22 protein-coding genes and 1 pseudogene are annotated in these 24,097 nt (G+C 73.0%); 5 read left to right on the top strand and 18 right to left on the bottom strand.

What is annotated here, in order from left to right; genetic code table 11:
• Positions 1-75 precede the first annotated feature (75 nt).
• Entirely contained in the window at positions 76-1,500 is a 1,425-nt protein-coding gene (locus tag ACJ9NR_RS33305; RefSeq protein ID WP_412490967.1) for a lipase maturation factor family protein, read from the top strand.
• On the opposite strand, the gene ACJ9NR_RS33300 is transcribed toward ACJ9NR_RS33305, so the two are convergent.
• From ACJ9NR_RS33300 to ACJ9NR_RS33265, 8 genes are read right to left on the bottom strand one after another with little or no spacing between them, the layout of a single operon-like run.
• Positions 1,488-2,321 carry an amidohydrolase family protein gene (locus tag ACJ9NR_RS33300; RefSeq protein WP_412490968.1) on the bottom strand — a complete coding sequence of 278 codons (834 nt, stop codon included), beginning with the start codon at positions 2,319-2,321 and terminating at the stop codon, positions 1,488-1,490. The two genes, ACJ9NR_RS33305 and ACJ9NR_RS33300, sit on opposite strands and share 13 nt — an antisense overlap.
• On the bottom strand, positions 2,318-2,632 hold the full coding sequence (locus ACJ9NR_RS33295) for an L-rhamnose mutarotase (protein ID WP_412490969.1): 315 nt from the start codon (positions 2,630-2,632) through the stop codon (positions 2,318-2,320). The genes ACJ9NR_RS33300 and ACJ9NR_RS33295 overlap by 4 nt, the downstream gene beginning before the upstream one ends.
• Positions 2,629-3,615, bottom strand: a complete 987-nt coding sequence (locus tag ACJ9NR_RS33290) for an aldo/keto reductase (protein WP_412490970.1) — start codon at positions 3,613-3,615, stop codon at positions 2,629-2,631. The genes ACJ9NR_RS33295 and ACJ9NR_RS33290 overlap by 4 nt, the downstream gene beginning before the upstream one ends.
• Entirely contained in the window at positions 3,612-4,385 is a 774-nt protein-coding gene (locus ACJ9NR_RS33285; protein ID WP_412490971.1) for an SDR family NAD(P)-dependent oxidoreductase, read from the bottom strand. Before ACJ9NR_RS33285 ends, ACJ9NR_RS33290 begins: the two co-directional genes overlap by 4 nt.
• On the bottom strand, positions 4,382-5,740 hold the full coding sequence (locus ACJ9NR_RS33280) for an L-fuconate dehydratase (protein ID WP_412490972.1): 1,359 nt from the start codon (positions 5,738-5,740) through the stop codon (positions 4,382-4,384). The genes ACJ9NR_RS33285 and ACJ9NR_RS33280 overlap by 4 nt, the downstream gene beginning before the upstream one ends.
• Before the next feature lie 31 nt (positions 5,741-5,771).
• Complete coding sequence (locus tag ACJ9NR_RS33275; protein ID WP_412490973.1) at positions 5,772-6,797, bottom strand: ABC transporter permease; 1,026 nt, start codon at positions 6,795-6,797, stop codon at positions 5,772-5,774.
• Entirely contained in the window at positions 6,790-8,328 is a 1,539-nt protein-coding gene (locus ACJ9NR_RS33270; RefSeq protein WP_412490974.1) for a sugar ABC transporter ATP-binding protein, read from the bottom strand. Before ACJ9NR_RS33270 ends, ACJ9NR_RS33275 begins: the two co-directional genes overlap by 8 nt.
• On the bottom strand, positions 8,325-9,401 hold the full coding sequence (locus ACJ9NR_RS33265; RefSeq protein WP_412490975.1) for a sugar ABC transporter substrate-binding protein: 1,077 nt from the start codon (positions 9,399-9,401) through the stop codon (positions 8,325-8,327). The genes ACJ9NR_RS33270 and ACJ9NR_RS33265 overlap by 4 nt, the downstream gene beginning before the upstream one ends.
• 165 nt (positions 9,402-9,566) lie before the next feature.
• Between ACJ9NR_RS33265 and ACJ9NR_RS33260 the strand changes: the two genes are divergently transcribed.
• The gene (locus ACJ9NR_RS33260) at positions 9,567-10,268 is read left to right on the top strand and encodes a FadR/GntR family transcriptional regulator (RefSeq protein WP_412490976.1); all 702 of its coding nucleotides are present in this window, start codon (positions 9,567-9,569) and stop codon (positions 10,266-10,268) included.
• Positions 10,269-10,360: 92 nt separating this feature from the next.
• Here the strand turns inward: ACJ9NR_RS33260 and ACJ9NR_RS33255 are convergent, their stop codons facing one another.
• The 6 genes and pseudogenes from ACJ9NR_RS33255 to ACJ9NR_RS33230 all read right to left on the bottom strand — a co-directional run bounded on the left by ACJ9NR_RS33255 (position 10,361) and on the right by ACJ9NR_RS33230 (position 18,472).
• Entirely contained in the window at positions 10,361-13,381 is a 3,021-nt protein-coding gene (locus tag ACJ9NR_RS33255) for an alpha-mannosidase (protein WP_412491842.1), read from the bottom strand.
• A 39-nt stretch (positions 13,382-13,420) separates the two neighbouring features.
• Positions 13,421-13,914: pseudogene (locus ACJ9NR_RS33250) on the bottom strand (endo-beta-N-acetylglucosaminidase); the annotation flags it as partial.
• Positions 13,915-14,042: 128 nt separating this feature from the next.
• On the bottom strand, positions 14,043-15,305 hold the full coding sequence (locus ACJ9NR_RS33245) for a glycoside hydrolase 5 family protein (RefSeq protein ID WP_412490977.1): 1,263 nt from the start codon (positions 15,303-15,305) through the stop codon (positions 14,043-14,045).
• Between the two features lie 35 nt (positions 15,306-15,340).
• Positions 15,341-16,246 carry a carbohydrate ABC transporter permease gene (locus ACJ9NR_RS33240; protein ID WP_412490978.1) on the bottom strand — a complete coding sequence of 302 codons (906 nt, stop codon included), beginning with the start codon at positions 16,244-16,246 and terminating at the stop codon, positions 15,341-15,343.
• Positions 16,243-17,169, bottom strand: coding sequence for a carbohydrate ABC transporter permease (locus ACJ9NR_RS33235; RefSeq protein ID WP_412490979.1), 927 nt, complete (start codon positions 17,167-17,169; stop codon positions 16,243-16,245). The genes ACJ9NR_RS33240 and ACJ9NR_RS33235 overlap by 4 nt, the downstream gene beginning before the upstream one ends.
• 10 nt (positions 17,170-17,179) lie before the next feature.
• Positions 17,180-18,472 (bottom strand): ABC transporter substrate-binding protein, encoded by a 1,293-nt coding sequence (locus ACJ9NR_RS33230; RefSeq protein ID WP_412490980.1) that lies wholly within the window; start codon positions 18,470-18,472, stop codon positions 17,180-17,182.
• 257 nt (positions 18,473-18,729) lie between these two features.
• On the opposite strand from ACJ9NR_RS33230, the gene ACJ9NR_RS33225 reads away from it, so the two are divergent.
• The 3 genes from ACJ9NR_RS33225 (at position 18,730) to ACJ9NR_RS33215 (ending at position 21,375) form a co-directional block, all read left to right on the top strand.
• Complete coding sequence (locus ACJ9NR_RS33225) at positions 18,730-19,740, top strand: LacI family DNA-binding transcriptional regulator (protein ID WP_412491843.1); 1,011 nt, start codon at positions 18,730-18,732, stop codon at positions 19,738-19,740.
• Positions 19,741-19,800: 60 nt separating this feature from the next.
• Complete coding sequence (locus ACJ9NR_RS33220) at positions 19,801-20,715, top strand: YihY/virulence factor BrkB family protein (RefSeq protein WP_412490981.1); 915 nt, start codon at positions 19,801-19,803, stop codon at positions 20,713-20,715.
• Positions 20,716-20,877: 162 nt separating this feature from the next.
• Positions 20,878-21,375: a MarR family winged helix-turn-helix transcriptional regulator gene (locus ACJ9NR_RS33215; protein WP_412490982.1), complete on the top strand. Its 498-nt coding sequence runs from the start codon at positions 20,878-20,880 to the stop codon at positions 21,373-21,375.
• 1 nt (position 21,376) lies between these two features.
• Here the strand turns inward: ACJ9NR_RS33215 and ACJ9NR_RS33210 are convergent, their stop codons facing one another.
• The 4 genes from ACJ9NR_RS33210 to ACJ9NR_RS33195 all read right to left on the bottom strand — a co-directional run bounded on the left by ACJ9NR_RS33210 (position 21,377) and on the right by ACJ9NR_RS33195 (position 24,090).
• A complete protein-coding gene (locus ACJ9NR_RS33210; protein WP_412490983.1) occupies positions 21,377-22,585 on the bottom strand; it encodes a PP2C family protein-serine/threonine phosphatase in 1,209 nt (402 codons plus the stop codon).
• A 511-nt stretch (positions 22,586-23,096) separates the two neighbouring features.
• A complete protein-coding gene (locus ACJ9NR_RS33205) occupies positions 23,097-23,546 on the bottom strand; it encodes an anti-sigma regulatory factor (RefSeq protein ID WP_412490984.1) in 450 nt (149 codons plus the stop codon).
• Positions 23,543-23,944 carry an STAS domain-containing protein gene (locus tag ACJ9NR_RS33200; RefSeq protein WP_412490985.1) on the bottom strand — a complete coding sequence of 134 codons (402 nt, stop codon included), beginning with the start codon at positions 23,942-23,944 and terminating at the stop codon, positions 23,543-23,545. Before ACJ9NR_RS33200 ends, ACJ9NR_RS33205 begins: the two co-directional genes overlap by 4 nt.
• Positions 23,869-24,090, bottom strand: coding sequence for a hypothetical protein (locus ACJ9NR_RS33195; protein WP_412490986.1), 222 nt, complete (start codon positions 24,088-24,090; stop codon positions 23,869-23,871). Before ACJ9NR_RS33195 ends, ACJ9NR_RS33200 begins: the two co-directional genes overlap by 76 nt.
• Positions 24,091-24,097: the final 7 nt, after the last annotated feature.

Genomic DNA, 24,097 nt, shown 5'->3' with positions numbered 1-24,097 from the left:
GCGTGAGGGGGATACGCGGAGAGTGACGCAGGGTCCGGCGCGACAGGCGCGACAACGGCAGAGGAGCGCACGGCCGTGGACTGGTTCACCGCACCCGGATACTGGCTGAGCCGGCTGGTCTTCCAGCGGGCTCTGGCCGGCCTGTACCTCGTGGCGTTCCTGGCGGCGGCGCTGCAGTTCCGGGCGCTGCTGGGTGAGCGGGGCATGCTGCCCATCCCCCGCTTCCTCGAACGGGTGCGCTTCCGGCAGGCCCCGAGCCTGTTCCAGCTCCACTACTCCGACCGCTTCTTCGCGGCCTGTGCCTGGGCCGGCTGCGCGGTCTCGGCGGCGCTGCTCGCCGGCGCGGACTCCCGGCTCCCGCTCTGGGCGGGGATGGCGCTGTGGCTGCTCCCGTGGGCGCTGTACCTCTCGATCGTCAACGTCGGCCAGACCTGGTACGCCTTCGGCTGGGAGTCCCTGCTCCTGGAGACCGGCTTTCTGGCGGTGTTCCTCGGCAACGACGACGTGGCCCCGCCCGTCGTGGTGCTCTTCCTGCTGCGCTGGCTCCTGTTCCGGGTGGAGTTCGGCGCCGGCCTGATCAAGATGCGCGGCGACGCCTGCTGGCGGAAGCTGACGTGCCTGGACCACCACCACGAGACGCAGCCGATGCCGGGCCCCCTGAGCTGGTTCTTCCACCATCTGCCCCGGCCCCTGCACCGGGCCGAGGTGGCCGCCAACCATGTCACCCAACTCGTGGTGCCGGTGCTGCTGTTCACTCCCCAGCCGCTGGCCACGGCCGCCGCGGCCCTGATGATCGTCACCCAGCTGTGGCTGGTGCTGTCGGGCAACTTCGCCTGGCTGAACTGGATCACCATCGTGCTCGCCGTCCCGGCGCTCGAGCTCCCGGCCGACGCGCCGTCGCCGGTGCCCGGCACCCCCCTGTGGTACGAGGTCCTGGTCCTCGCCGTCGCCGTCCTGCTGCTCGCCCTCAGTCACCAGCCGGTGCGCAACATGATCTCCCGCCGCCAGATCATGAACCGGTCCTTCGACCCCCTCCACCTGGTCAACACCTACGGCGCGTTCGGCAGTGTCAGCCGGCAGCGCTACGAGGTGGTCGTGGAGGGCACCCGCGACGGCGTGCCGCGCGAGGACTCCGACTGGCGGGAGTACGAGTTCAAGGGCAAGCCCGGCGACCCGCGCCACTGGCCGCGCCAGTTCGCCCCCTACCACCTGCGCCTGGACTGGCTGATGTGGTTCGCCGCCCTCTCCCCCGCCTACGCCGGCGCCTGGTTCAGCACCCTGGTGGAACGCCTGCTGGAGAACGACCGCGACACCCTGCGCCTGCTGCGCCACTGCCCCTTCCCGTCCGAGGACCCGCCCCGCTACGTCCGCGCCCGCCTCTTCCGCTACGAGTACACGAGCTGGCGGCGGCTGCGGGAGACGGGGGCGTGCTGGGAGCGGACGTTCGTGCGGGAGTACCTGCCGCCCACGCGGCTGGCGGAGGTGGCTCAGAGGTCGTAGACACGCGCGGCGGTGGTCTCGAAGAGCCGTGTGCGCTCGGCCGGGCTCAGGCCGCTCGTCGACTGCCGTGCCATGGCGAGCACTTCGCCGTACGACGCGTGCTCGGTGCACACCGGCCAGTCCGAGCCGAACATCAGGCGGTCGGGGCCGAAGGCGTCCAGGGCCGTGTCGGTGCAGGGGCGCAGGCCGGGGACGCTCCAGAACGCCGGGCCGGCCTCCGTGACCAGGCCGGAGAGTTTGGCGACCGTGTTGGGGCGGGCGGCGAGGGCGCGCAGGTCCCGGGCCCAGGGCGCGAGGGCGGCGGAGGCGATCGGGGGTTTGCCCAAGTGGTCCAGGACGAAGGTGAGTCCGGGTACGGACGCGGCCGCCTCGGCGCAGGCCGGGAGCTGGTGCGGGAGGACGACGAGGTCGTAGACGAGGCCCGCTCCGGCCACGGCGGCCAGGCCGCGACGGACGTCCGGGCGCAGCAGCCAGCCGGGGTCCGGTTCGCCCTGGACCTGGTGGCGGATGCCCTTGAGGTGGTGGCCGCCGGGGAGTCCGCGCAGCCGGGCGAGTTCGTCGGCGATGTCGGGGCGGGTGAGGTCGGTCCAGCCGACCACCCCCGCGATCAGGTCGCAGGACGCGGCCAGGGCCAGCAGCTCCGGGGTCTCCTCCGCCGCGGTGACTGTCTGGACGAGGACCGTGCGGTCGACGCCGGCCGCGCGGGCCTCGGGTTCGAGGTCGGCGACGGCGAAGTCGCGGCGGATCGGGCTGCCTGGGGGGATCCAGTCCTGGTCGCGTACCGACAGGTCCCAGACGTGGTGGTGGGCGTCGACCGTCACGGCAGCTCCCAGACCACGGGCAGGCCGGCGTCCGCGCCCTCGCCGGAGTAGTCGTGCGCCACCTCCAGCAGCCGGGCCATACGGGCCTGCCAGGCGACGTTGACCGGGAGCTTCTCCAGCTCGGCCAGGAGGCGGGCGTAGTCCTCGCAGTCCAGGACGTGGAAGAGGTCGGTGCCGCTGCGCCAGATCGTCCAGGAGGTGGCGCCGGCCGCCCGGATCGCGGCCGTGAGTTCCTCGGGCACCTCGCGGTGTGCGGCCTCGTACGCGGCGACGCGGTCCGCGCGGACCTTGGTGTGCAGGGCGACTCTCACGACGGCTCCTCGGCGGGGACGGGGGCGTCGGGGGGCAGCAGGCCGGTGTCCCGCAGCTCCTGCCAGAACGCCTGCGGCACGGGTGCGGCGAACTGCTCGGCGCAGTCGCGGACTTCGGCCGCCGAGCGGGCGCCGACCAGGACGCTCGCGACCGCCGGGTGGGCGGCGCAGAAGGCGAGTGCGGCGGCGCGCAGGGTGGTGCCGTGCCGGTCGGCGAGGGCCTTCAGGCGCAGGGCGCGCTCCAGCAGCTCCGGTGGTGCCTGCGTGTAGTCGTACGTCGCTCCGGGCTTCGGGTCCGCCAGCAGGCCGGAGTTGAACGCGCCGCCGATCACGACCGAGGTGCCGCGGTCCTGCGCGGCGGGCAGCAGGCCGGTGAGCGCGCCCTGGTCGAGCAGCGTGTAGCGGCCGGCGCACAGCACCATGTCGACGTCGGTGTCGCGGACGAAGCGGGTGAGCATCCCGGCCTGGTTCATGCCGGCCCCGATGGCGCCGACGACGCCTTCCGAGCGCAGCTTCTCCAGTTCCGGATAGGCCTCGTGGAAGGCCTGTTCGGCGTGGTCGTCGGGGTCGTGCAGGTAGACGGCGTCGACGCGGTCGAGGCCGAGCCGGGTCAGGCTCTCCTCCAGCGAGCGCCGCACGCCGTCGGCGCTGAAGTCCCAGACGCGCCGGTGCGTGGCGGGCACGGCGAAACCGTCGGCGAGGTCGTCGCCGCCCGCGCCGGACGGCTCCAGACGGCGGCCGACCTTGGTGGAGACCGTGTACGCGCCGCGCGGGTGCGCGCGCAGGGCGGCGCCCAGGCGGCGCTCGGACAGGCCGATGCCGTAGTGCGGCGCGGTGTCGAAGTAGCGCATCCCGGCCGCCCAGGCGGCTTCGACCGCCTCATGGGCCTGTGCGTCGCTCACCTCGGTGTAGAGGCCGCCGATGCCGGCCGCGCCGAAGCCCAGCGGACCGACCTCGACGCCGCTGCGGCCGAGCGCCCTCATCGGCGCACCGGCCTCGGGCGCAGGCCCTGCATGCCGCCGTCGACGGCGAGGGAGGTGCCGGTGGTGGCGCCGGACAGCGGGCTCGCCAGGTAGGCGACGGCGCCCGCGACCTCGTCGGCGGAGACGAGACGGCCGGTGGGCTGGCGGGCCTCCAGGGCGGCGCGTTCGGCGGCCGGGTCGGGGGCCCTGGACAGCAGGCGGCCGATCCACGGGGTGTCCACCGTGCCGGGGTTGACGCAGTTGACGCGGATGCCCTCGCGTACGTGGTCGGCGGCCATGGCGAGGGTCAGCGCGTGCACGGCGCCCTTGGACGCGCTGTACAGCGCCCGCTGCGGCAGGCCGGCCGTGGCCGCTATGGAGCAGGTGTTGACGATCGCCGCGTGCCGCGAGGCGCGCAGCAGCGGGAGCGCGGCGCGGGTGACGCGCACCATGCCGAGCACGTTGACGTCCAGGACGCGGTGCCACTCGGCGTCGTCGTTGTCCTCGACGGTGCCCTGGGCGCCGATGCCCGCGTTGTTGACCAGTACGTCCAGTACGCCGCGTACGCCGTGCCCGCCGAGCTCCGCGGCCGCGGCCGCCACCGCCTCGCGTACGGAGGCGTCGTCGGTGACGTCGGCGCGGTGGGCGAGCAGCGGCTTGTCGACCGAGGAGGGGTCGAGGTCGAGGACGGCGACCCGGGCGCCGCGGGCGGCGAGGAGTTCGGCCGTGGCCCGTCCGATCCCGGAGGCACCGCCGGTCACCAGGGCGGTCAGTCCCTCGAAGTCCGTCATGCCGCCCGTCCTTTCTGCGCGTCGCGGTCGGCGGTCCAGAAGGCGCCGTCGGGGAAGGAGTACCGCGCGATCGACTCGGGCCGCATGGCGGCCGAGAAGCCCGGCGCGGTGGGTGCCGTGTAGTGACCCTCGCGCACGACGACCGGTTCGAGGAAGTGCTCGTGCAGGTGGTCGACGTACTCGATGGCCCGGTTCTCGGTGGAGCCGGAGACGGCGACGTAGTCGAACATCGACAGGTGCTGGACGAGCTCGCACAGGCCGACGCCGCCGGCGTGCGGGCAGACCGGCACGCCGAACCTGGCCGCGAGCAGCAGGATGGCGAGGTTCTCGTTGACGCCGCCGACGCGGGCCGCGTCGATCTGGACGATGTCCAGGGCGCCGGCCTGGAGCATCTGCTTGAAGACGACGCGGTTGTGCACGTGCTCGCCGGTGGCGACCTTGACCGGCGCGACGGCCTCGCGGATCGCGGCATGCCCGAGGACGTCGTCGGGGCTGGTCGGTTCCTCGATCCAGTACGGGTCGAACTCGGCGAGCGCCTTGGTCCAGCGGATGGCCTCGGCCACGTCCCAGCGCTGGTTGGCGTCGATCGCCATGCGGATGTCCGGGCCGATCACCGCGCGGGCGACGCGGCAGCGCCGTACGTCGTCCTCCAGGTCCGCGCCCACCTTCAGCTTGATCTGCCGGAAGCCGTCGGCGACGGCCTGCGCGGCGAGCCGGGTGAGCTTGTCGTCGCCGTAGCCGAGCCAGCCGGGGGAGGTGGTGTAGGCGGGATAGCCGCGCCGCAGCAGCCGGGCGGTGCGCTCGGCCGCGCCCTGCCGGCCGCGGCGCAGGATCTCGAGGGCCTCCGCGGGGGTGAGCGCGTCCGTCAGGTACCTGAAGTCGATCTGCTCGACCAGCCATGCGGGGTCGGCCTCGGCGAGCAGCCGCCACAGGGGCTGGCCGGCGCGCTTGGCCGCCAGGTCCCAGGCGGCGTTGACGACCGCGCCGATCGCCATGTGCATCACGCCCTTCTCGGGCCCCAGCCAGCGCAGCTGGCTGTCGCCGACCAGGTCCCGGTAGAGGGTCCCCGGGTTCGCGCACACCTCGTCGAGGGACCGTCCGACCAGGTGGTGGCGGAGTGCGTGGATCGCGGCGACCTGGACCTCGTTGCCCCGCCCGATGGTGAAGGTGTAGCCGTACCCCTCGGGCCCGTCCCCGCCGTCCTCGGATTCCGTGCGCAGCACCACGTACGCGGCCGAGTAGTCGGGGTCCGGATTCATCGCGTCGGAGCCGTCGAGCTCGCGCGAGGTCGGGAAACGGATGTCGTGGGTGTCGACCGCGCGGATGCGGCCGGAGGGGACGGGCGTCGGGGACACGGAGGGCCTTTCGGTCGGGGGCAGGGGGCGGTCAGTCCTGGGCGCGGCCGGTGGTCACCCGGGCGAGGACGAGCGCGAGGAGGATGATTCCGCCGTAGATGGCGTCGATCCAGAACGACGGCACCTGGGCCATGGTGAGCATGGTCTTGACCACGCCCAGCAGGAGTACGCCGGTCAGGGCCCCGAACATGGTGCCCTTGCCGCCGTCGAGGCTGATCCCGCCGATCACCGCGGCGGCGAACACCGTGAAGATCATGTTCTGGCCCTGGTTGGCGCCGATCGCACCGACGTAGCCCGTGTACATCAGGCCGCCGACCGAGGCGAGGACGCCGGCGACGACGTAGACCCCGAGCCGGGCGCGGTCGACGCGGATGCCGGCGGCGCGGGCCGCCTCCAGGTTGCCGCCGATCGCGTACAGCGAACGGCCCACACGGTGGTACTTCAGCACCAGCCCGGCGACGGCGAAGGCCGCCGCGGCCACCCACACGGAGAGCGGGACGCGCAGGAACGTGGTGGTGGCCAGGGAGAAGAACGCGTCGGGCATGCCGAACAGCGTCTTGCCCTTCGTGGCGCCCACCAGGAGTCCGCGCAGGACGATCAGCATGGCGAGCGTGACGATGAAGGCGTTGAGCTTCACCTTCACCACCAGGACGCCGTTGAAGGCGCCGATGGCGGCGCCCACCAGGGGGATGGCCAGCAGGGCGAGTCCCGCGGGCAGCCGCGTGCCCCAGCCGGCCTGGGCGGCCGGCAGCACCAGCAGGGCCGCCACCGCCGGGGCGATGCCGACCACCGACTCGAGCGACAGGTCGAACTTGCCGGTGATCAGCACCAGCGACTCGGCCAGCACCACCATCGCCAGCGACGCCGAGGAGGCCAGGATGGAGATCAGCGTGGCCTCGGTGAGGAAGGAGTCGTTCAGCACGGCGCCGAGCAGGAGCAGCAGCAACAGCGCGGGCACCAGGGCGAGTTCACGTGCGCGCCGCACCAGCACGACCCGCGCCGACCGGGCGTCCGGCACGCTCACCGCCTGCTCCGGCGGCGCCTTGGTGTCAGCCATCGTGGTCCACTCCTTCTATGGAGGCGATCAGCTCGTGGTCGCGCCAGCCCGCCGGGTGCTCGGTGACGACGCGGCCGTGGAAGAGGACGAGGACGCGGTCGCAGCGCCGCAGGTCGTCGAGTTCGTCGGAGACGACCAGTACGGCGGTGCCGTCCTCGCGGGCGCTGTCCACCCGGGCCAGCAGTGACTCCTTGGACTTCACGTCGACGCCCGCGGTGGGGTTGATCAGCACGAGCAGCCGCGGGCCGGAGGCGAGGGCGCGGGCCATGACGACCTTCTGCGCGTTGCCGCCCGACAGGTCGGACACCGGCTGTCCGGGGCCCTCGGCGTGGATGTCCAGCCGGTCGATCAGCTCGGCGGCGACAACGCGCCTGCGCTCGGTGCCGACGAAGCCGAAGCGGCCGAGCCGGTCCAGGACGCTCAGGGTGGCGTTGTCGCCGACGGTCATGCCGGCGACCAGGCCCTGCTCGTGCCGGTCGCGCGGGACGCAGGCCACACCGGCCTCCAGGGCGGCCCGCACATCGCCGAACGGCAGCTTCGCGCCGTCGAGCCGTGCCGTCCCGGCGGTCGGGGTGTGCAGTCCCGCGAAGGCCTCCGCCAGCTCGATCTTGCCGCTGGCGGAGGAGCCGGCGAGCCCGACGACCTCACCGCGCCGGACGGCCAGGTCGACGCCCTCGTACGCCGGTGAGGTGAGCCCGCGGGCCTCCAGCAGGACGGGCGCGCCGTCGCCGACGGCCCGCTCCCGCACGCCCTGCCCGGCGATCGTCTCGACGGCCTCCCCCGCCATGGCCTCGACCAGGGCCGGCCGCGGCAGGTCGGCGACCGGGGCCGTGGTGATCCAGCGGGCGTCGCGCAGCACGGTGACGGTCCGGCAGACCTCGTAGACCTCCTGCAGGTGGTGCGAGATGAACAGGAAGGTGACGCCGGAGTCCTGCAGCGCGCGCATGCGGCCGAAGAGCCGCTCGATCTCCCGGTTGTCGAGCTGGGCGGTCGGCTCGTCGAGGATGATGAAGCGGGCGCCGAAGCTCAGCGCCCGGGCGATCTCGACCATCTGGCGGTCCTCGACCTTGAGGTCGGCGGTGCGCGCCTCCGGGTCGACGCGCACGTCCCAGGTGTCCAGGAGCCGGGCCGCCTCCGTCCGCAGGCGGCGCCAGCTGATCAGGCCCCGGTGCCGGGGCTGGCGGTTGATGAAGAGGTTCTCCGCGACCGTCAGCTCCGCTACGACCGTGGGGTGCTGGTAGACGCAGGCGACCTTGCGGCGCCAGGCGTCCCGGTCGGCGAGCGGGGGCGCGGGCCGGCCGTCGAAGCGGACCGTGCCCGCGTCGGGCGCCTCCAGGCCGGTGAGCACGCGGACCAGGGTCGACTTGCCGGCGCCGTTGCGGCCGACGAGGGCGTGGGACTCGCCGGCCGGCACGGTGATCCGGCCGTCCGCGAGGGCGGTGGTGGGGCCGTAGCGCTTGACGATGCCGCGTGCCTCGACGAGGGGCTCCACCGGGCCGCCCTCGGTCGACGGGCTTGGCTGGGCGCTCATTTGACGGTGTTGCCCCAGAGCTTGGGGTCGTCGACGTTCTCCTTGGTGACCAGTGGGGCGGGCAGCTGGTCCTCGAGGATGCCGCTGGGCAGCTCGACGATCGTCGAGTCGTGGTCGGTGGGGCCGGGCTTGAAGGTCTTCCCCTCCATCGCCGCCTTGATGTAGTACATGCCGTACTTGGCGTAGGCGTCGGCGGGCTGGGAGACGGTCGCGTCGATCTGGCCCTTGCGGATGGCGTCGTACTCCTGCGGGATGCCGTCGTTGGAGACGATGACGATGTGGCCCGTCCGGCCGGCCGGCCTCAGCAGGTTCTTCGACTTCAGGGTCTGCAGGGTCGGGGCGAGGTAGACGCCGCCGGCCTGCAGGTAGATGCCCTTGATGTCGGGGTTGGCGTTGAGCAGGGTGTCGAGCTTGGCGGCCGCGGCGTCCGACTCCCACTTGGCGGGGATCTCCAGGACCTTGAGCTTCGGGTACTTCTTCTTCACGCAGGAGCGGAAGGCCTCGGAGCGGTCGCGGCCGTTGACCGAGGCGAGGTCGCCCATGATCTGCACGACCTTGCCGCTGCTGACGTGCGCTCCGAGGTAGTCGCATGCCTTGGTGCCGTAGGCGACGTTGTCGGCGCGTACGACCATGGCGACCTTGCCCTTGTCGGGCGCGACGTCGACGGCGACCACGGGCACGCCCTTGCGGTCGGCCTGGTCGAGGCCGGCCTCGATGGCGGCGCTGTCCAGCGGGGCCACGACCAGGCCCTTCACGCCCTGGTTGAGCTGGTTGTCGATGTCGGTGATCTGCTGCGAGGGGTCGCTGTTGGAGTTGACGGTCTTCAGGGCGTCGACGCCTTCGGACTTGGCCATCTTCGGCACGTAGTCGTTGTAGGACTGCCAGAACGGCGAGGTCAGCAGGGGCAGGATCACCCCGACCTTGCCGGTGCCGCCGCCTCCCCCGGCGCGGGCGGAGCCTGCGGTGTCCTTGGTGCTGCCGCACGCGGCGAGCGCGAGCGAGGCGCAGGCCGCGATGGCCACCACGCCGACGATGTTCGACCTGTTCCGTTTCCGCACTGTCCTGCCGGGCATCTTGGCGGCTCCTCGGTGAGCGGGTTCGAGCAGACGACGGCATACTTATCAGACCACTTCGCCGAAACAACACCCCTATGCCCCAGATTTCACGGCAACTGGTCGCTAGTGGTCGGACCACTGTGCTGGTTAGACTGCGGCGGACCCGGTGACTGGAGGCGTGGCGTGGACGAGGTGGCTCCGCAGAAGGGCACCGTGACGCAGCGGGCCATGGAGCAGATCAAGACGATGATCGCAGAGGGCCGTCTGGAGCCCGGCCAGCGGCTGCCCACCGAGCGCGACCTCGCGGCCCAGCTGGGCATCTCCCGCAGTTCGATGCGCGAGGGGATCCGCGCGCTGACCGTACTCGGCGTGCTGGAGGCGCGGCACGGCTCCGGCATCTACGTCACCCAGCTGGAGGCCGGCGACCTGCTGGAGACCTTCGGCGTGGTCGCCGACCTCTCGCGCGGCCCCCGCCTGGTGGAGCTGCTGGAGGTGCGCCGCGTCCTGGAGTCGACGGCGACGGCGCTCGCGGCCGCCCGCATCACCACCGACCGGCTCGCCGAGGTCGAGAAGCACCTCACGGCCATGAACGCCACCGACGACCCCGAGGAGATCCTCGCCCACGACCTCGCCTTCCACCGCGAGATCGCGGCCGCCGCGGGCAACGACACCATGGCGGCCATCCTGGAGGGCCTGTCCTCGCGCACCTTCCGCGCCCGGGTCTGGCGCGGCTACCAGGAGGAAGGCGCGTTCGCCCGCACCCGCCGCGAGCACGCCGCCATCCACCGCGCCCTGGTCGCCCACGACCCGGAGGCGGCCCGCGCAGCGGCCGCCGCGCACGTGGGTGAGGTCGAGCAGTGGCTGAGGAACCAGCTGAGCCCGTGAGACGCCGGCTTCGGCGTGGCCCTCACGCGACGACGTGCCCGGGGGCGCTCGACGTCGCCGAGCGCCCCCTCATCCCGCCGTACGGCGCCGGGTCAGCCCCTGGCCAGCCGGAGCGTGACCAGCTCGAAGGGGCGCAGGGACAGCCTGACGGCCGGACCGTCCCGGTCCGGTGCGGCCGCCTCGGCGAGCGGGCGCTCCAGCAGGTCGGTCACGACCGCGCCGGCCGGCGGGAAACCGGCCGTGAGCGTGGCCCGGGTGCGGGCGCCGTGCGCCTCGTGGAGGCGGACGATCACGTCCCCGCTGCCGTCGTCGGCCAGTTTGACGGCCGTGACGACGACCGCGTCCCGGTCGACGGCCACCAGCGGCGCCACCTCCCCGGCACCCGTGACCCGGCGCTCGGGCAGATTGATCCGCCAGCCCTCACGGACGGCGTCCGCGATGTCCGCGCCCGGCACCAGCGCGTGCCGGAAGCGGTGGACGCCCTGGTCCGTCTCGGGGTCCGGGAAACGCGGGGCCCGCAGCAGGGACACCCGCACGGTCGTGGTCGTCCCCCGGTCGCCGTCGGTGCGGACGCCGCGGGTGATGTCGTGGCCGTAGGTCGAGTCGTTGACGAGGGACACGCCCCAGCCGGGCTCCTCGATGTGCAGGAAGCGGTGGTTGCAGGCCTCGAACTTGGCCGCCTCCCATGAGGTGTTGGTGTGGGTGGGCCGCCAGAAGTGCCCGAACTGGGTCTCCGACGCGTACCGTTCGGCGTGCAGGTCGAGCGGGAAGGCCAGCTTCAGGAACTTCTCCGTCTCGTGCCAGTCCACCTCCGTCTCCAGCACCAGCCGCCGCTCCCCCGGGGGCAGTGCCAGCACCTGGGTGACGCGCGAGGCGCCGAAGGACCGCACGACCCGCACGGACGCGCCGTCCGCCGCGGGGACCACCTCGTCGGCGTCGGTGAGGTCGGTGACGGTGTTGCGGTAGAACTCGTCGACGTCCCAGGCGTCCCACATGTTCGGGAAGTCCGGGTGGAGTTGGAGCACGCCCGCGGCCCGTCCCGGGGCGATCGTCTCCCGGTCGGCGGCGATGTCGTAGGCGGAGACGACGAGCCCGCGGGCGTCGATGCCGACCCGCAGCAAGCCGTTGTCCAGAACGTGGCCGCCGCCCTCGCGCGGGGTGAGGACGGTGCGTCCGCCGGCGACGGGTGCGGCGGCGCCGCCCGCGGGGACGCCGGCGCGGGTGTGCGGGGCCGAGTTGAACACCAGCGGCGTCGAGCCGGCGCCGGCCAGGGCGCGCTGGGCGCCGTCGATGATCGCGGTCAGCTCCTCGGCGAGGCGCGCGTAGGTCGCGCGGGCCTCGCGGTGCACCCAGGCGATGGACGAGCCGGGCAGGATGTCGTGGAACTGGTGCAGCAGCACCGTCTTCCAGATGCGGTCCAACTCCTCGTAGGGGTAGGGGAACCCGGTGCGTACGGCGGCGGTCGCGGCCCACAGTTCGGCCTCGCGCAGGAGGTGCTCGCTGCGCCGGTTGCCCTGCTTGGTGCCGGCCTGGCTGGTGAGGGTGGCGCGGTGCAGTTCGAGGTAGAGCTCGCCGACCCAGACGGGCGGGTCGGGGTATTCGGCCTCGGCCTTGGCGAAGAATGCCGCCGGGGTCTCCCAGACCACGGTCGCCGAGCCTTCCAGGTCACGCAGCCGGGCCGCCTTGGCGACCATCTCGCGGGTGGTGCCGCCGCCTCCGTCGCCCCAGCCGGTGGGCGCCAGGGAGTGCCGGGCGACCCCCTTGTCCTTGAAGTTGCGGGCCGCGTGGGCGATTTCGCTGCCCTTCATCGAGCAGTTGTAGGTGTCGACGGGCGGGAAGTGGGTGAAGATCCGGGTGCCGTCGATGCCCTCCCACTGGAAGGTGTGGTGCGGGAACCTGTTCGTCTGCGACCAGGAGATCTTCTGGGTGAGCAGCCGGGTGGAGCCCGCCGCACGGATGATCTGCGGCAGTCCCGCCGCGAAGCCGAAGGTGTCGGGCAGCCACGCCTCGTCGTTCTCGATGCCGAACTCGTCGAGGAAGAACCGCTTGCCGTGCACGAACTGGCGGGCCATCGCCTCCGAGCCCGGCATGTTGGTGTCCGACTCCACCCACATGCCGCCCGCCGGCACGAACCGCCCCTCGGCCACCGCCTTCTTCACCCGCGCCCACACCTCGGGCCGGTGCTCCTTCACCCACGCCCACTGCTGGGCCTGTGACATGGCGAAGACGAAGTCCGGCTCGTCCTCCAGCAGCGCGGTCATGTTGGACGTCGTACGGGCGACCTTGCGGACCGTCTCGCGCAGCGGCCACAGCCACGCCGAGTCGATGTGCGCGTGGCCGACGGCGCTGATGCGGTGGGCGGAGGGCACGGCGGGCGCCGCCAGCACCCCGGCGAGGCGTTCACGCGCCCGCGCGGCGGTACCGCCCACGTCCTGGAGGTCGACCGCGTCGAGGGCCCGGTCCACCGCGCGCAGGACGTCCCAGCGGCGGGCCGATTCCACGGGCAGTTCGGCCATCAGCTCGCCCAGCACCTCCAGGTCGATCACCAGCTGCCACACCGTCTCGTCGAAGACGGCGAGGTCCATGCGGGCCAGGGTGTACTGCGGCGCGCTGCCGGCGGTCTCCTTGTCGCCCAGCTGTGTGGGCAGGAAGGGGTGGTAGTCGAGGATGACGGGGTTGGAGGCGGCCTCGATGTGCAGGCGCACCTCCTCCCCGCCGCGGACGGGCGCACCGACGCGCACCCACTGGTTGCGGGGATTGAGGCCCTTCACCGGCGTGCCGTCGGGCCGGTGGACCAGGCCCTCGCACTGGAAGCCGGGCATGTTCTCGTCGAAGCCGAGGTCGAGGATCGCCTCGACGGTCTTCCCGGCCCAGGTCTCGGGGACCGTTCCGGTGACCCGGAACCAGCTGGTCCCCCACGGAGCGCCCCACCGGGCGCCCACCTCGATGGGCTCGGGCTCGGCGGCGAGTCCCTCGGCGACCGGCACCGGCTCGCCGGGCGCGTGCCAGACCGCGACCCGGAGCGGGACGGACTCGGGGTACACGGCGGGACGGATGCGCTCGTCGAGGACGCGCCGGAGACGGGCTTCGACCAGGCTGCGGTCGTCATGCATGCGGGGTGCTCCAAGGGTGGGGGCGGATCGCGGGTGATGCCAGGGGTGGGTCACGGTGACGGGGGCCGACGAGGTGTACAGCTCCCCCACAGCGCGCGACTCCAACCGCACGTGCCGTTCGCCCTGCTCGGGCTCGAGGACGGCGACGAAGCAGGCCGCGACCGGCCGGTGGCGCCGAGGAAGCGGCGGGTGCCGTCGGGGAGGCGCCGGTACGGGGTGGACTGCCGGGCGCCTCCCCCAGGCCGGGCACCTCCCCGGGCCGGCCGCCACGCCGACCGCGGGTCCCCGCCGGAGGCGGCGGTGGCCCGCAGGCCGGAAGGGGCGGCCGGGGTGACGACCGCGTCCCGGACCGCGAGCCCGTCCAGCCGCCACTTCACCGGACCGCCGGTCGCGGTCAGCCGCACGCCGATCGCGTGCACGGTCCCGGACTGGCCGGTGAGCGGCACGGTCACGGTCCGCCGGCCCTCGCCCGACGGCACGGGCAGACAGGTGTACGGCGGCGCGCCACCCGCCGTGCCCGGTTCGGCGGTGGCGGTCCGGGGCTGCCGGAGGGCAGCGAGTCCGGGTACCGGTACGAGGCGTACGGCGCGGTGGCGGCGGCCCTCGTCCGACCGGGGGCCGCGGCGGCGGGCAGCGGCGGCGACGGTGCGTCTGGCGGGGTTCACGAGCCGGCTCCTCCTCGGGGGGCGGGGAGCACCTGTCCGGGAGTGACGACCTCGCTGATGCCGCGCGCCGTGAGGTGGTCCTTGTCGTCCGCGCGGGTGTCCAGGACGGTCGTGGGGCGGGCGCCGTCGGCGGTCAGCCGGAAGAAGGCGTCGAAGACGTCCCCGCCGGGGGCGCAGCGCGAGCGCCGGGCCGGGTCGGCGGGGACGGCGAGGGCGGTGGTGCGGGGGGCGGGCGCGGGGGAGGTGCGGGCGCGGGCCGCCGCGCCCGCGAACGCGCGGGCCGTGTCCTTGGCCTGCCGGTCGTTGGTCAGCAGGCCGAGGCCGTACTCGAGTTCGGGGAAGTCGGCGAGGTCGCGGGAGACGTCGTGGGAGCACCACCAGGTGACGCCCCACAGGCCGGGGCAGTCCAGGGCGTTGGCGACGGTGGCCTCGGTGAAGGCGGCGGCGTGCTCGGGCGGGACGAGGGGCGCGGGCGCGCCGACCTCCTGGAGCCAGACGGGCCGGTGCGGGGCGCCGGCCCAGGCCTTGGCGAGCTCGACGAGGTAGGCGGCGTGGTGTTCGGTCGGGACGCCGGCGCGGCCGTGGCGCTGGGCGGTGCCGTTGAACACCCAGGAGTGGACGGCGGTCAGGGCGCCGTGGCGGGCGGCCTGGGCGGGGGTGAAGGGCTGGTCGTCCTGGTACCAGGTGGCGTCGTACTCGGCGTGCAGGTGGAGCCGGCCGGGGGCGCCCTCCTCGCAGGCGGCGAGCATGCGCTCCAGCCAGGCGTCGATCTGCCGCTCCGTGGCGCGGTCGGGGTCGGGGTGCGGGCCGGCCGAGAACTGGTTGACCTCGTTGCCCAGGGTCATGCCGAGGAAGTTGGGCCGGCCCGCGAGGGCGGCGGCGAGGGTGCGCAGATAGGCGGCCTGGCCGTCGAGGACGTCGGGGTCGGTGAAGAGGTTGCGGCGGTGCCAGGTACGGGTCCAGGCGGGCAGGAAGTCGAAGCTGCTCAGGTGGCCCTGCAGGCCGTCGACGTTGACGTCGAGGCCGCGTGCGGCGGCGTCGTCGACGAGCTGCACCAGGAGCTCCACGGCCCGCGGGCGGATGAGGGTGCGGTTGGGCTGGAAGTAGGGCCACAGCGGGAAGACGCGGATGTGGTCCAGGCCGAGGGCGGCGATGGAGTCGAGATCGGCGCGTACGGAGTCGGGGTCGTGGTCGAGCCAGTGGTGGAACCATCCTTTGCTGGGGGTGTAGTTGACGCCGAAGCGCACGGCAGAAGGCATGCGGTGTCCTGTGTCCTTGAACTCGGGTGCGGTGCTCAGCCCTTGACGGCCCCCTCGCCCACGCCGCGGAAGAAGTACCGCTGCAGACAGGCGAAGAGGGCGATCAGCGGTGCCACGGCGATGACCGTGCCCGCGGCGACGAGGCGTTCGTCGTTGGCGAAGGTGCCGTGCAGGTAGTTGAGGCCGATGGTCAGCGTGAACTTGGAGGGGTCGCTGAGCACGATGAGCGGCCACAGGAAGTCGTCCCAGGCCCCCATGAAGGCGAAGATGGCGACGACGGCGAGGGTGCCCTTGACCGCCGGCAGGGCGATGCGCAGGAAGCGCTGCCAGACGTTGGCGCCGTCGACGTAGGCCGCCTCCTCGATCTCGTAGGGCAGGTTGAGGAAGGCGTTGCGCATCAGCAGCACGTTCATGGCGGCGACGCAGCCGGGCAGCACGACCCCGATCAGGGTGTTGTTGAGGCCGAGCTCCCGCATGGTGGTGAACTGGGCGATGATGATGCCCTCCACCGGGACGAGCATCGCCAGGATGAACGCGAGGGTGGCGACACGGCGGCCGCGGTAGCGCAGCCGGGCCAGCGCGTACCCGGCCAGGGCCGAACCGACGCAGTTCGTGACGACGTTGGCGGCGGCGACCTTCAGGGAGTTGAGGGCGTAGTCCCACACCGGGATGGTCTCGGCGACCCGCTTGTAGTTGTGCAGGGTGGGGTGGGCGGGCAGGAACGTCGGCGGTGAGCTGAAGATGTCCTCCGTCGGCCCCTTCAGCGAGGTCGACAGCTGCCACAGGAACGGGCCGACGGTCAGGGCGAGGACGGCCAGCAGCAGCACATAGCGCAGCAGGAGTTCCCACACCCGGATGCGGCGGCCGTGCTCGTCGGTGACGCGGGGCTCCCGGACGGGCGCCGGCGCCGCGGCGGGCCGTACCTTCTCGGCGACGCTCATGTCTCCTCCCTGCGGTCGGCGCGCAGGACCAGCAGCATCAGCGCGACGGTGACGACGAAGACGACGAGGGAGAGGGCGGAGGCGTAGCCGACGCGGCCGGTCAGGCCGGTGCCGGTGCGCTGGACCAGCATCACCAGCGTGGTGTCCTCGCCGGCCGGTCCGCCGCTGGGGCCCGCCATCAGGTACACCTCGGAGAACACCTTGAAGGCGGCGACCGAGGAGAGCGCGGCGACCAGGACCATCGTGGAGCGGACGGCGGGGACGGTGACGGTGAGGAAGCGGCGCACCGCGCCCGCGCCGTCGACGGCGGCGGCCTCGTGGAGTTCACGGGGCACGTTCGCCAGCGCCGCCAGATAGATGATCATGTAGTAGCCGAGGCCCTTCCACACCGTCACGGCCATCGCGCTCAGCAGCAGCAGCCACTGGTCGCTGAGGAAGCCGACCCGGCCGATGCCGACGCCCTCCAGCAGGGAGTTGATCAGGCCGCGTTCGTCGAGCAGCCACACCCAGATCAGTCCGACGACGACGACCGAGGCGACGACCGGGGTGTAGAAGGCGGACCGGAAGAAGGTGATGCCGGGGATGTTCTTCTGCACCAGCAGCGCGAGCAGCAGCGGCAGGATCACCAGCGCGGGCACCACGCCGACGACGTACAGGGTGCTGTTGCGCAGGCCGATCCAGAACATGTCGTCGTGCAGCAGCTCGCGGAAGTTGGCGAGCCCCACGAACCCGCCCGGGACCAGCGTCCGGCGGTCGGTGAAGGAGCTGATCACCGTGGAGACGAACGGGTAGAGGACGAACGCCGCGGCGATCAGCAGTCCGGGGGCGGCGAACAGCCAGGGGCTGGTGGGGAGCTGGCGCCTGACGCGCCGGGCGCCCCGCGCCCCGGCCACTCGCTTGCCCGGCGCCGTGGACAAGGCCATCTCCGGTGTCCTATCCCTGCTGCCGGAGCAGCGTGTCGCACTGCTTGACAGCGTTGTCGAGAGCTTCCTTGGGGCTTTCCTTGCCCTGCAGCGCCTTGGCGACCTCGTTGCGCAGCGCCGTCTTCATCTGGTCGCTGAACAGCACGGGCGTGTAGTTGACCGCGGTCTTCAGGGACTTGGCGGCGGCGACGCGCACGCGCGTCTCGTCGGTGCCGTCCTCCTTGGTGAAGTACGGGTCGTCGAGGGAGCCGGCGGTGGAGGGGAAGATGGCGACCTTCTTCGCGAAGGACATCTGGTGCTCGGCGTCGGTGACGTAGTGCGCGAAGGCCACGGCGGCGGGCGTGTGCTTGGTCTTCGAGTTGACCATCACACCCATCACGTACATGTTGACGTGGCCGGTGCTGGTGATCTGGTCGGTGATGCCGATGTGCTTGTACAGGTTCGGCGCCTGCTTCTTGAAGTTGTCGAGATCGAGGGCGCTTCCGGGGTTCATGGCGACGGCCCCGGTGAGGAACTTCTTGCCCGAGGACTCGGGCGTGGCGGTCAGCGCCTGCGGGTCGAGGGCCTTGGCGTCGTACAACTGCTTGTACTTGGTGAGCAGTTCGACGCCCTTGGCGTCGTTGAAGGTGAAGGCGCGGCCCTGCTTGTCCATCAGCTCCACGCCGTAGCGGCCGAAGTCCTCGATGGTGGGGACGTTGGCCAGGGTGGCGACCTCGCCGTCGGTCTTCTTCGCCATCTGCAGGGCGTCGGCGAAGAGGTCGCCGTAGGTCTTCGGCGGTTGCTCGGGGTCGAGTCCGGCCTTCTCGAAGAGGGACTTGTTGTAGAACAGCGGGCCGGTGTTGAGGTACCAGGGGAAGGCGTACGTGCCGGTCATGCCCGGTATCCGGTGGCTGGCCCACGCTCCGGCCAGGTACTCCTTCCTGTACTTGGCGGCGGCCTTGTCGAGGTCGAGCGCGAGGCCGGCCTTGGCGAGCGGGGCGACGAGGTCCGGGGAGACGTTGACGACGTCGGGCAGGGTGCCGCCGGCCGCGTCCGCGCTGATCTTGTCGGCGTAGCCCTCGGCGGGCTGGTCGATCCACTTCACGTGGGTGCCCGGGTACTTCTTCTCGAAGTCGGCGATCAGGCCGTCGAAGTAGGACTTGAAGTTGGCCTTCAGGTTCCAGGTCTGGAAGGTGATGTCGCCCTCGACCTTGCCGGAGGCGTCGGACGATCCGCTGCCGTCACTCCCGGAGCCGCAGGCGCTCAGCGGCAGGACGAGGGCGGCGACGGCTGCGGCGGCGAAGGTTCTGCGGGATGTGGACACGGTGACACGGCTCCCTCGAAGGGTCGTCGGCGGTGATGCCACGGACCATGCCCGGGACCTTCGGAGGAAGTCAATGGATTCGCCTCTACTAAAGAATTGTGGTCCTCATTAGTGCAGGTCAGAGCGGTCATGATCGAGAACTTGCGCTTCATCACTAATGCGCTTTACCGTTCTTGCACTCAAGCGCATTAGCTACGACTGCCGAGAAAAGGGTGAGCGAGGTGGCAGCCAGGCGTTCCCCCGCCCGTCGGCCGACGATGAAGGACATCGCCCGGCGCGCCGGTGTCTCCGAGAGCGCCGTCTCCTTCGCGCTCAACGGCCGCCCGGGAGTCTCCGAGGTCACCCGCGACCGGGTGCGCAGGGTCGCCGAGCAGCTGGGCTGGCGGCCCAGCGCGGCGGCGCGCCAGCTGTCCGGGGAGGGCGCGGCGACGGTCGGCTTCGTGCTGGCCCGGCCCGCGCACACCCTCGGTGTGGACTCCTTCTTCCTCCAGCTCGTCTCGGGCATCCAGGAGGTGCTGGCGGAGCGTCATCTCGGCCTGCTGTTCCAGGTGGTGGAGGACGTCGCCGACGAGTGCGCGGTCTACCGCCGCTGGTGGGCCGAGCACCGCGTGGACGGCGTCCTGGTCGTCGACCCGCGCACCGACGACCCGCGGCCCGGTCTGCTGGACGAACTCGGCCTGCCCGCCGTGGTGATCGGCGGCGCGCCCGACGAACGCCACCCCGGCCTGTCGACGGTCTGGGCGGACGACGCGGGCGCGATGGCCTCCGTCGTCGACGAGCTGTACCGGCTCGGCCACCGCCGCCTCGTGCACATCGCCGGCCTGCCGGGCCTGGCCCACACCGAGCGCAGGGTGCGCACCCTGCGCACCGAGGCCGAGGGCCGCGGCCTGCGCGAGGTCGAGTCGGTGACCACCGACTACTCCGACGCGGAGGGCGCGGCCGTCACCCGCCGCGTCCTGGGCCGCCCCGCCCCGCCGACCGCCCTGATCTACGACAACGACGTGATGGCCGTCGCCGGCGTGGCCACCGCGACCGAGCTCGGCTTCTCCGTACCGGCGGACGTGTCCGTGGTCGCCTGGGAGGACTCGGCCCTGTGCCGCATGGTCCGGCCCTGGCTGTCCGCGCTCTCCCGCGACAGCGTCGAGTTCGGGCGTACGGCGGCGCGGGAGCTGACCGCGCTGCTGGACGGGGGCCCGGCGCGCGCGGTGCGGGTGCCGGTGCCGCGGCTGATCGTGCGGGAGAGTACAGGGGCGGCCCGGGGGGCATGAGCCAGCCGAGGCCCCGGCCCGACCGGCTGCCCGGACGACGAGGACGAGAGCACCCACCCCATGTACGACGCGGACGACGCCGATGACGCCGACGCCCCGGACGGTCGCAGGGCCCGCTGGTGGGCGGCGCTGCGCCGCACCCCGGTGGCCGTCTGGAACGACGACGTCACGGACTGGGCCGCCGCACTGACGTACTACGCCGTCCTGGCCCTCTTCCCGGTGCTGCTGGTGATCCTCTCGATCGTGGGGCTGACCGTGCCCACCGCGAAACCCGAGGTCATCGACCGCATGGCGCAGGCCGTCCCGGTCGCCTCGCGGGCGCTGCTGCGCAGCACCCTGCGGCAGCTGACCGAGCAGTCGTCGGCGGCCTGGACGCTGGTCTTCCTCGGCGGGGCGGCGGCCCTGTGGTCGGGCTCCAGCTATCTGAGCGTCTTCCGCCGGGCGCTGCACGCCATGCACCGCGTCAGTGCGCACCGGCCGGTCTGGCGGACCGCGCCGCGCATCATCGTCACGACCCTGGTGCTGATCTCGCTGCTGCTGACGTCCACGCTCACGCTGTTCCTCACCGGCAGCCTGGCCCGGCGCCTGAGCCGGGCGCTGGATCTGGGCAGCGGACCGCAGGCCGCGTGGGACGCGCTGCGGTGGCCGGTGGTGGCCGTGGTCGCCGTGGCCATGGTGCTCGTCCTGTACCGTTCGGGCCCCGCCTCCTCCCGCCCGGTACGCCGGATGGCCCCGGGCGGCGCGCTGGCGGTGGTGCTCCTGCTGGCCGTCTCGGTCGGGTTCGCCGTCTACACGTCCCACATCGGCACCTACCACCGCCTGTACGGCTCTCTGGCCGGCGTGGTGATCTTCCTGATCTGGCTGTGGCTGTCCAACCTGGCCCTGCTGGTGGGTGCCCAGTTCAACGCGGAGCTGGCGAAACCCGGCCGGCAGGCGCCGGTGGAGCCCCGCGTCGCGGTGGCGGACCGCTCGTAGGATCCCCCGTCCGCCCGGCTGCCGTGACGGAAGTGGCCGGGGATGCGTGCGCGGTCGGGTGGTCATGGTCCACAAAGGCTGCTTGCGCCCCGGCTCTTCGGGTACAGCCTTGGAATACGGGATGTCCCCGCAAGATCGGATCTTACGGAAAGTGATGCGTTCGTGACTCTTCCCGGCGGCGCCGACGACCGCGCGGAGGGCTCGGGCGACGGCGCGAGCGCCGACGCTCGAGAGATCGCCGACGCGGTGGAGCGTCTCGCGAACCTCTGGTCCGCGGCCGCCCAGGAAGCGGCCCTGCGGCTGTCCCTGCACCAGTTGCGGGCGCTGCGGGCGCTGGAGACGGCACCGGAGCTGAACCTCACCGGCCTGGCGGAGCGGCTGGACATCGGGCTGCCCACCGCCAGCCGGCTGTGCAACCGGCTGGAGGCGGCGGGGATGCTGGAGCGTGCGCTGCACCCGGGCAACCGCCGCGAGGTGCAGCTGAACCTCACCGGTCAGGGGCGCCGCGTGCTGAGGGACGTGGCCGGCCGGCGCACCGAGGCCCTGGCGGGCCTGCTGGCGGCCATGGCACCGGCGGAGCGGTCGGCGCTGGTCAGCGGCATGAAGGCGGTGCTGAAGACACCGGAGCAGGCGCCCTCCCGGCCGCCCGGGGCACCGTAGGTCAGCGCCCCGGCCTCTGCTGCCCGGGCGCCCCGGCCTCGCGCCCCGTCCAGTCGAGGCAGACGACGGAGGCGTCGGCGAGGATGTCCCGGGTGCCGACGTGCTCGATCAGCCCGGCGACCACCGAACGGGCCGTCTCGTGCGGCGAGGTCTGCCGGGTCGCGCCCAGGATCTGGCGCAGGACGCCCTCTCCGAACATCTCCCCGGTCGCCGAGCGGGTGTCGTGGACGCCGGTGCTGAGGGCGACCAGGCGGTCGCCCGGCTCGACCTGGAAGGTCTGCTCCTCGTAGGGGGTCTCCTCGAACATGCCGAGCGGCATCTGGGCGTCGAGTTCGACGCGCTCCACCGCGGTGCCGCGCTGCCGGTACAGCTGCGGGGAGCCGGCGTCCACGGCCGACACGGCGCCGGTGGCGAGGTCGAAGCGCAGCAGCAAGGTGGAGGCGTACCTCTTGCCTCCGTACTGGGAGAAGAGGGCCTGGTCGGCCAGGGACGCCTGCTCGGCGAGGCCGACGCCGGCGCGGCGGGCGTTGCGCAGCGCGCCGACGGTGAGGCTGGTGAGCAGGGAGGCGTCGATGCCTTCGCCCATGCCGTCGGTGACGGTGAGCGTGAGGTGGTCGGCGCTCGTGGACCAGTCGTAGTTGTCGCCGCCGATGGCGTAGGCCGGCTCCAGATGGGCGCCGATGACGAACTCCTCGCGCGCGCACCCCCGGCCCGGCAGCAGCTGCCACTGCATCTCGGCGGCGAGGGTGAGGCGGCGGGTGCGTCGGGCCCGCAGGTAGAGGTCGGTGTCCCGGCCCGCCGTGGCGACCTCGTGGCCCAGCGCGGTGGCGAACTCGCCGAGCCGGAGCACCGTGGCCGGGTCGGCGGAGGTGCCGGGCACCTGGACGCGGAGCACACCGAGGCGGTCACCGCGGACGGTGACGGGCAGGTGGAGCAGTTCCGTGGCCGGGTCGGCGGTGACCTCCAGCACCGGTTTCTGGGTGGTGAAGGCGGTGCCGGCGGGGCCGTCGTGGGCGGACACCGGTTCGCCCGTGTCCGGCAGCCGTGTGACGGGCTGCAGCACCGTCAGGCCGTAGTCGGCGAGGAGGAGCGTGACGTCGCCCGCGCCGAACCGCTCGGCCAGCAGCCGGCCGGCGGTGGCCACCAGGGCGTGCGGCGGAGCGGCCCGCAGCTGGGCCTCGGCGGACGGGACCGCGTCAGAGGTGTTCACGAAGTCTCCATCCTCTCCCCTTGCGGCCTCCACGCTATCGCGGCGGGCACCGGTACCGGGACGCAGGCGAAGCGTGCGGGACGGCGGCAGGCGGACGTCGTGCAGTCCGACGGCGTCCCGCGTCATGGTGCCGGTGGTCAGCGGCTGGACGTGCGCGGGCACCCGGCAGAAGGGGCGCGGACGAGGACGACGAGGCGGGTCCCGGCGCGCGCGAAGCCGGTGGCACTGCCGGCATCGCGCGCGACGGCCGCCGCGTCGGCTGCCCGCGTCCGGCCGGGGAGCGCCGGATCGGCGGGCGGCACCCACCGGCCGGACAGCCCGTCACGGTGCGCGACGAGCGGGCCGCCCGGCTCCCGGGACCCCGGGCGGAGGCCGTCGGGACCGGCCCGGGCCCCGGCCGCCCCGGTCGCCACACGGACGTCACGCACACGGACGTCACGCACATGGACGTCTCGCACACGGACGTCACGCACACGGGCGGAGTCGTGCGCCGGGACGTCGCCGACGCGGGTCATCCCGTCCCCGGGCGGGGGGCGGGCACGCCGGTGATCCAGGCGGCGACGGTGACGACCGTGCCCTTCCCGGGCACGGTGTCGACGGAGAACTCGTCCATCAGCCGCCTGGCCCCGCCGAGCCCCATTCCCAGGCCGCCCCCGCTGGTGTAGCCGTCGGTCAGCGCCTGCTCCACGTCGCCGATACCGGGGCCGGTGTCGGCGAAGGCGAGCCGCAGTCCGCGCCGCGGACCGTCGGCCAGAGGGGTGATCCGCGCCTGGCCGCCGCCGCCGTGGACCAGGGTGTTGCGGGCCAGTTCGCTGGCCGCGGTGACCAGTTTGGTCTGCTGCACCAGGCCGAAGCCGAGTTCGGCCGAGATCCGCCGCACCTGCCGGCGCAGCCGGGCCAGGTCCGCGTCCGAGCCGATCGGCAGGCTCGTCGCGGTGGCGGGATCGGTGGCCGGTGTCACGCGCACCCCTCGGGGCCGCCGGGGACGGAACCGTGTAGCGATGCGAGAGCGCGGTGGGCGTCGAGCGCCGTCATCAGGCCGGGCAGCGTCATACCGGGCAGCGTCAGGCCCGGCCCGACCAGGGTGAGCGCCGCCGCCGGCCGCATGCCGCACAGGACGGTGCGGGCGGCCGGCAGGCGGGTCCCGGCCGCGATCCCGGCGACGACCCGCGCCAGGGACGAGTCCACGATCCGGGCGCCCGAGACGCCCGAGACGCCGGAGACGCCGGAGACGCCGGAGACGCCGGAGACGCCGATGACCACGCCGGTCGCCGCGCTGCCGGTCACCCGGCGGGCGGTGTCCCGCCGGAGCCGCTCGGCCGTGCGGTCGTGCAGGTCCCCCTGGAGACGGACCTGCACGCCTCCACCACCTCGTCGCGGGAGACGGTGAGGACCGTACGGAACAGCGGCGCGTCCGCCCGCCGCCGGGCGATCCGCTCGCGGCAGCGCTCCAGGACGGCCGCCGGCTCCCGTGCCGCCGACTCGGCCACCGTCCGCTCCGACACCCTGCAT

Source organism: Streptomyces sediminimaris (genome assembly GCF_047049295.1).
In the GTDB taxonomy this organism is placed as follows: Bacteria; Actinomycetota; Actinomycetes; order Streptomycetales; family Streptomycetaceae; genus Streptomyces; species Streptomyces sediminimaris.
Note: the sequence above shows the minus strand (reverse complement) of the source record. Positions and strands in the feature narration are given on the sequence as shown.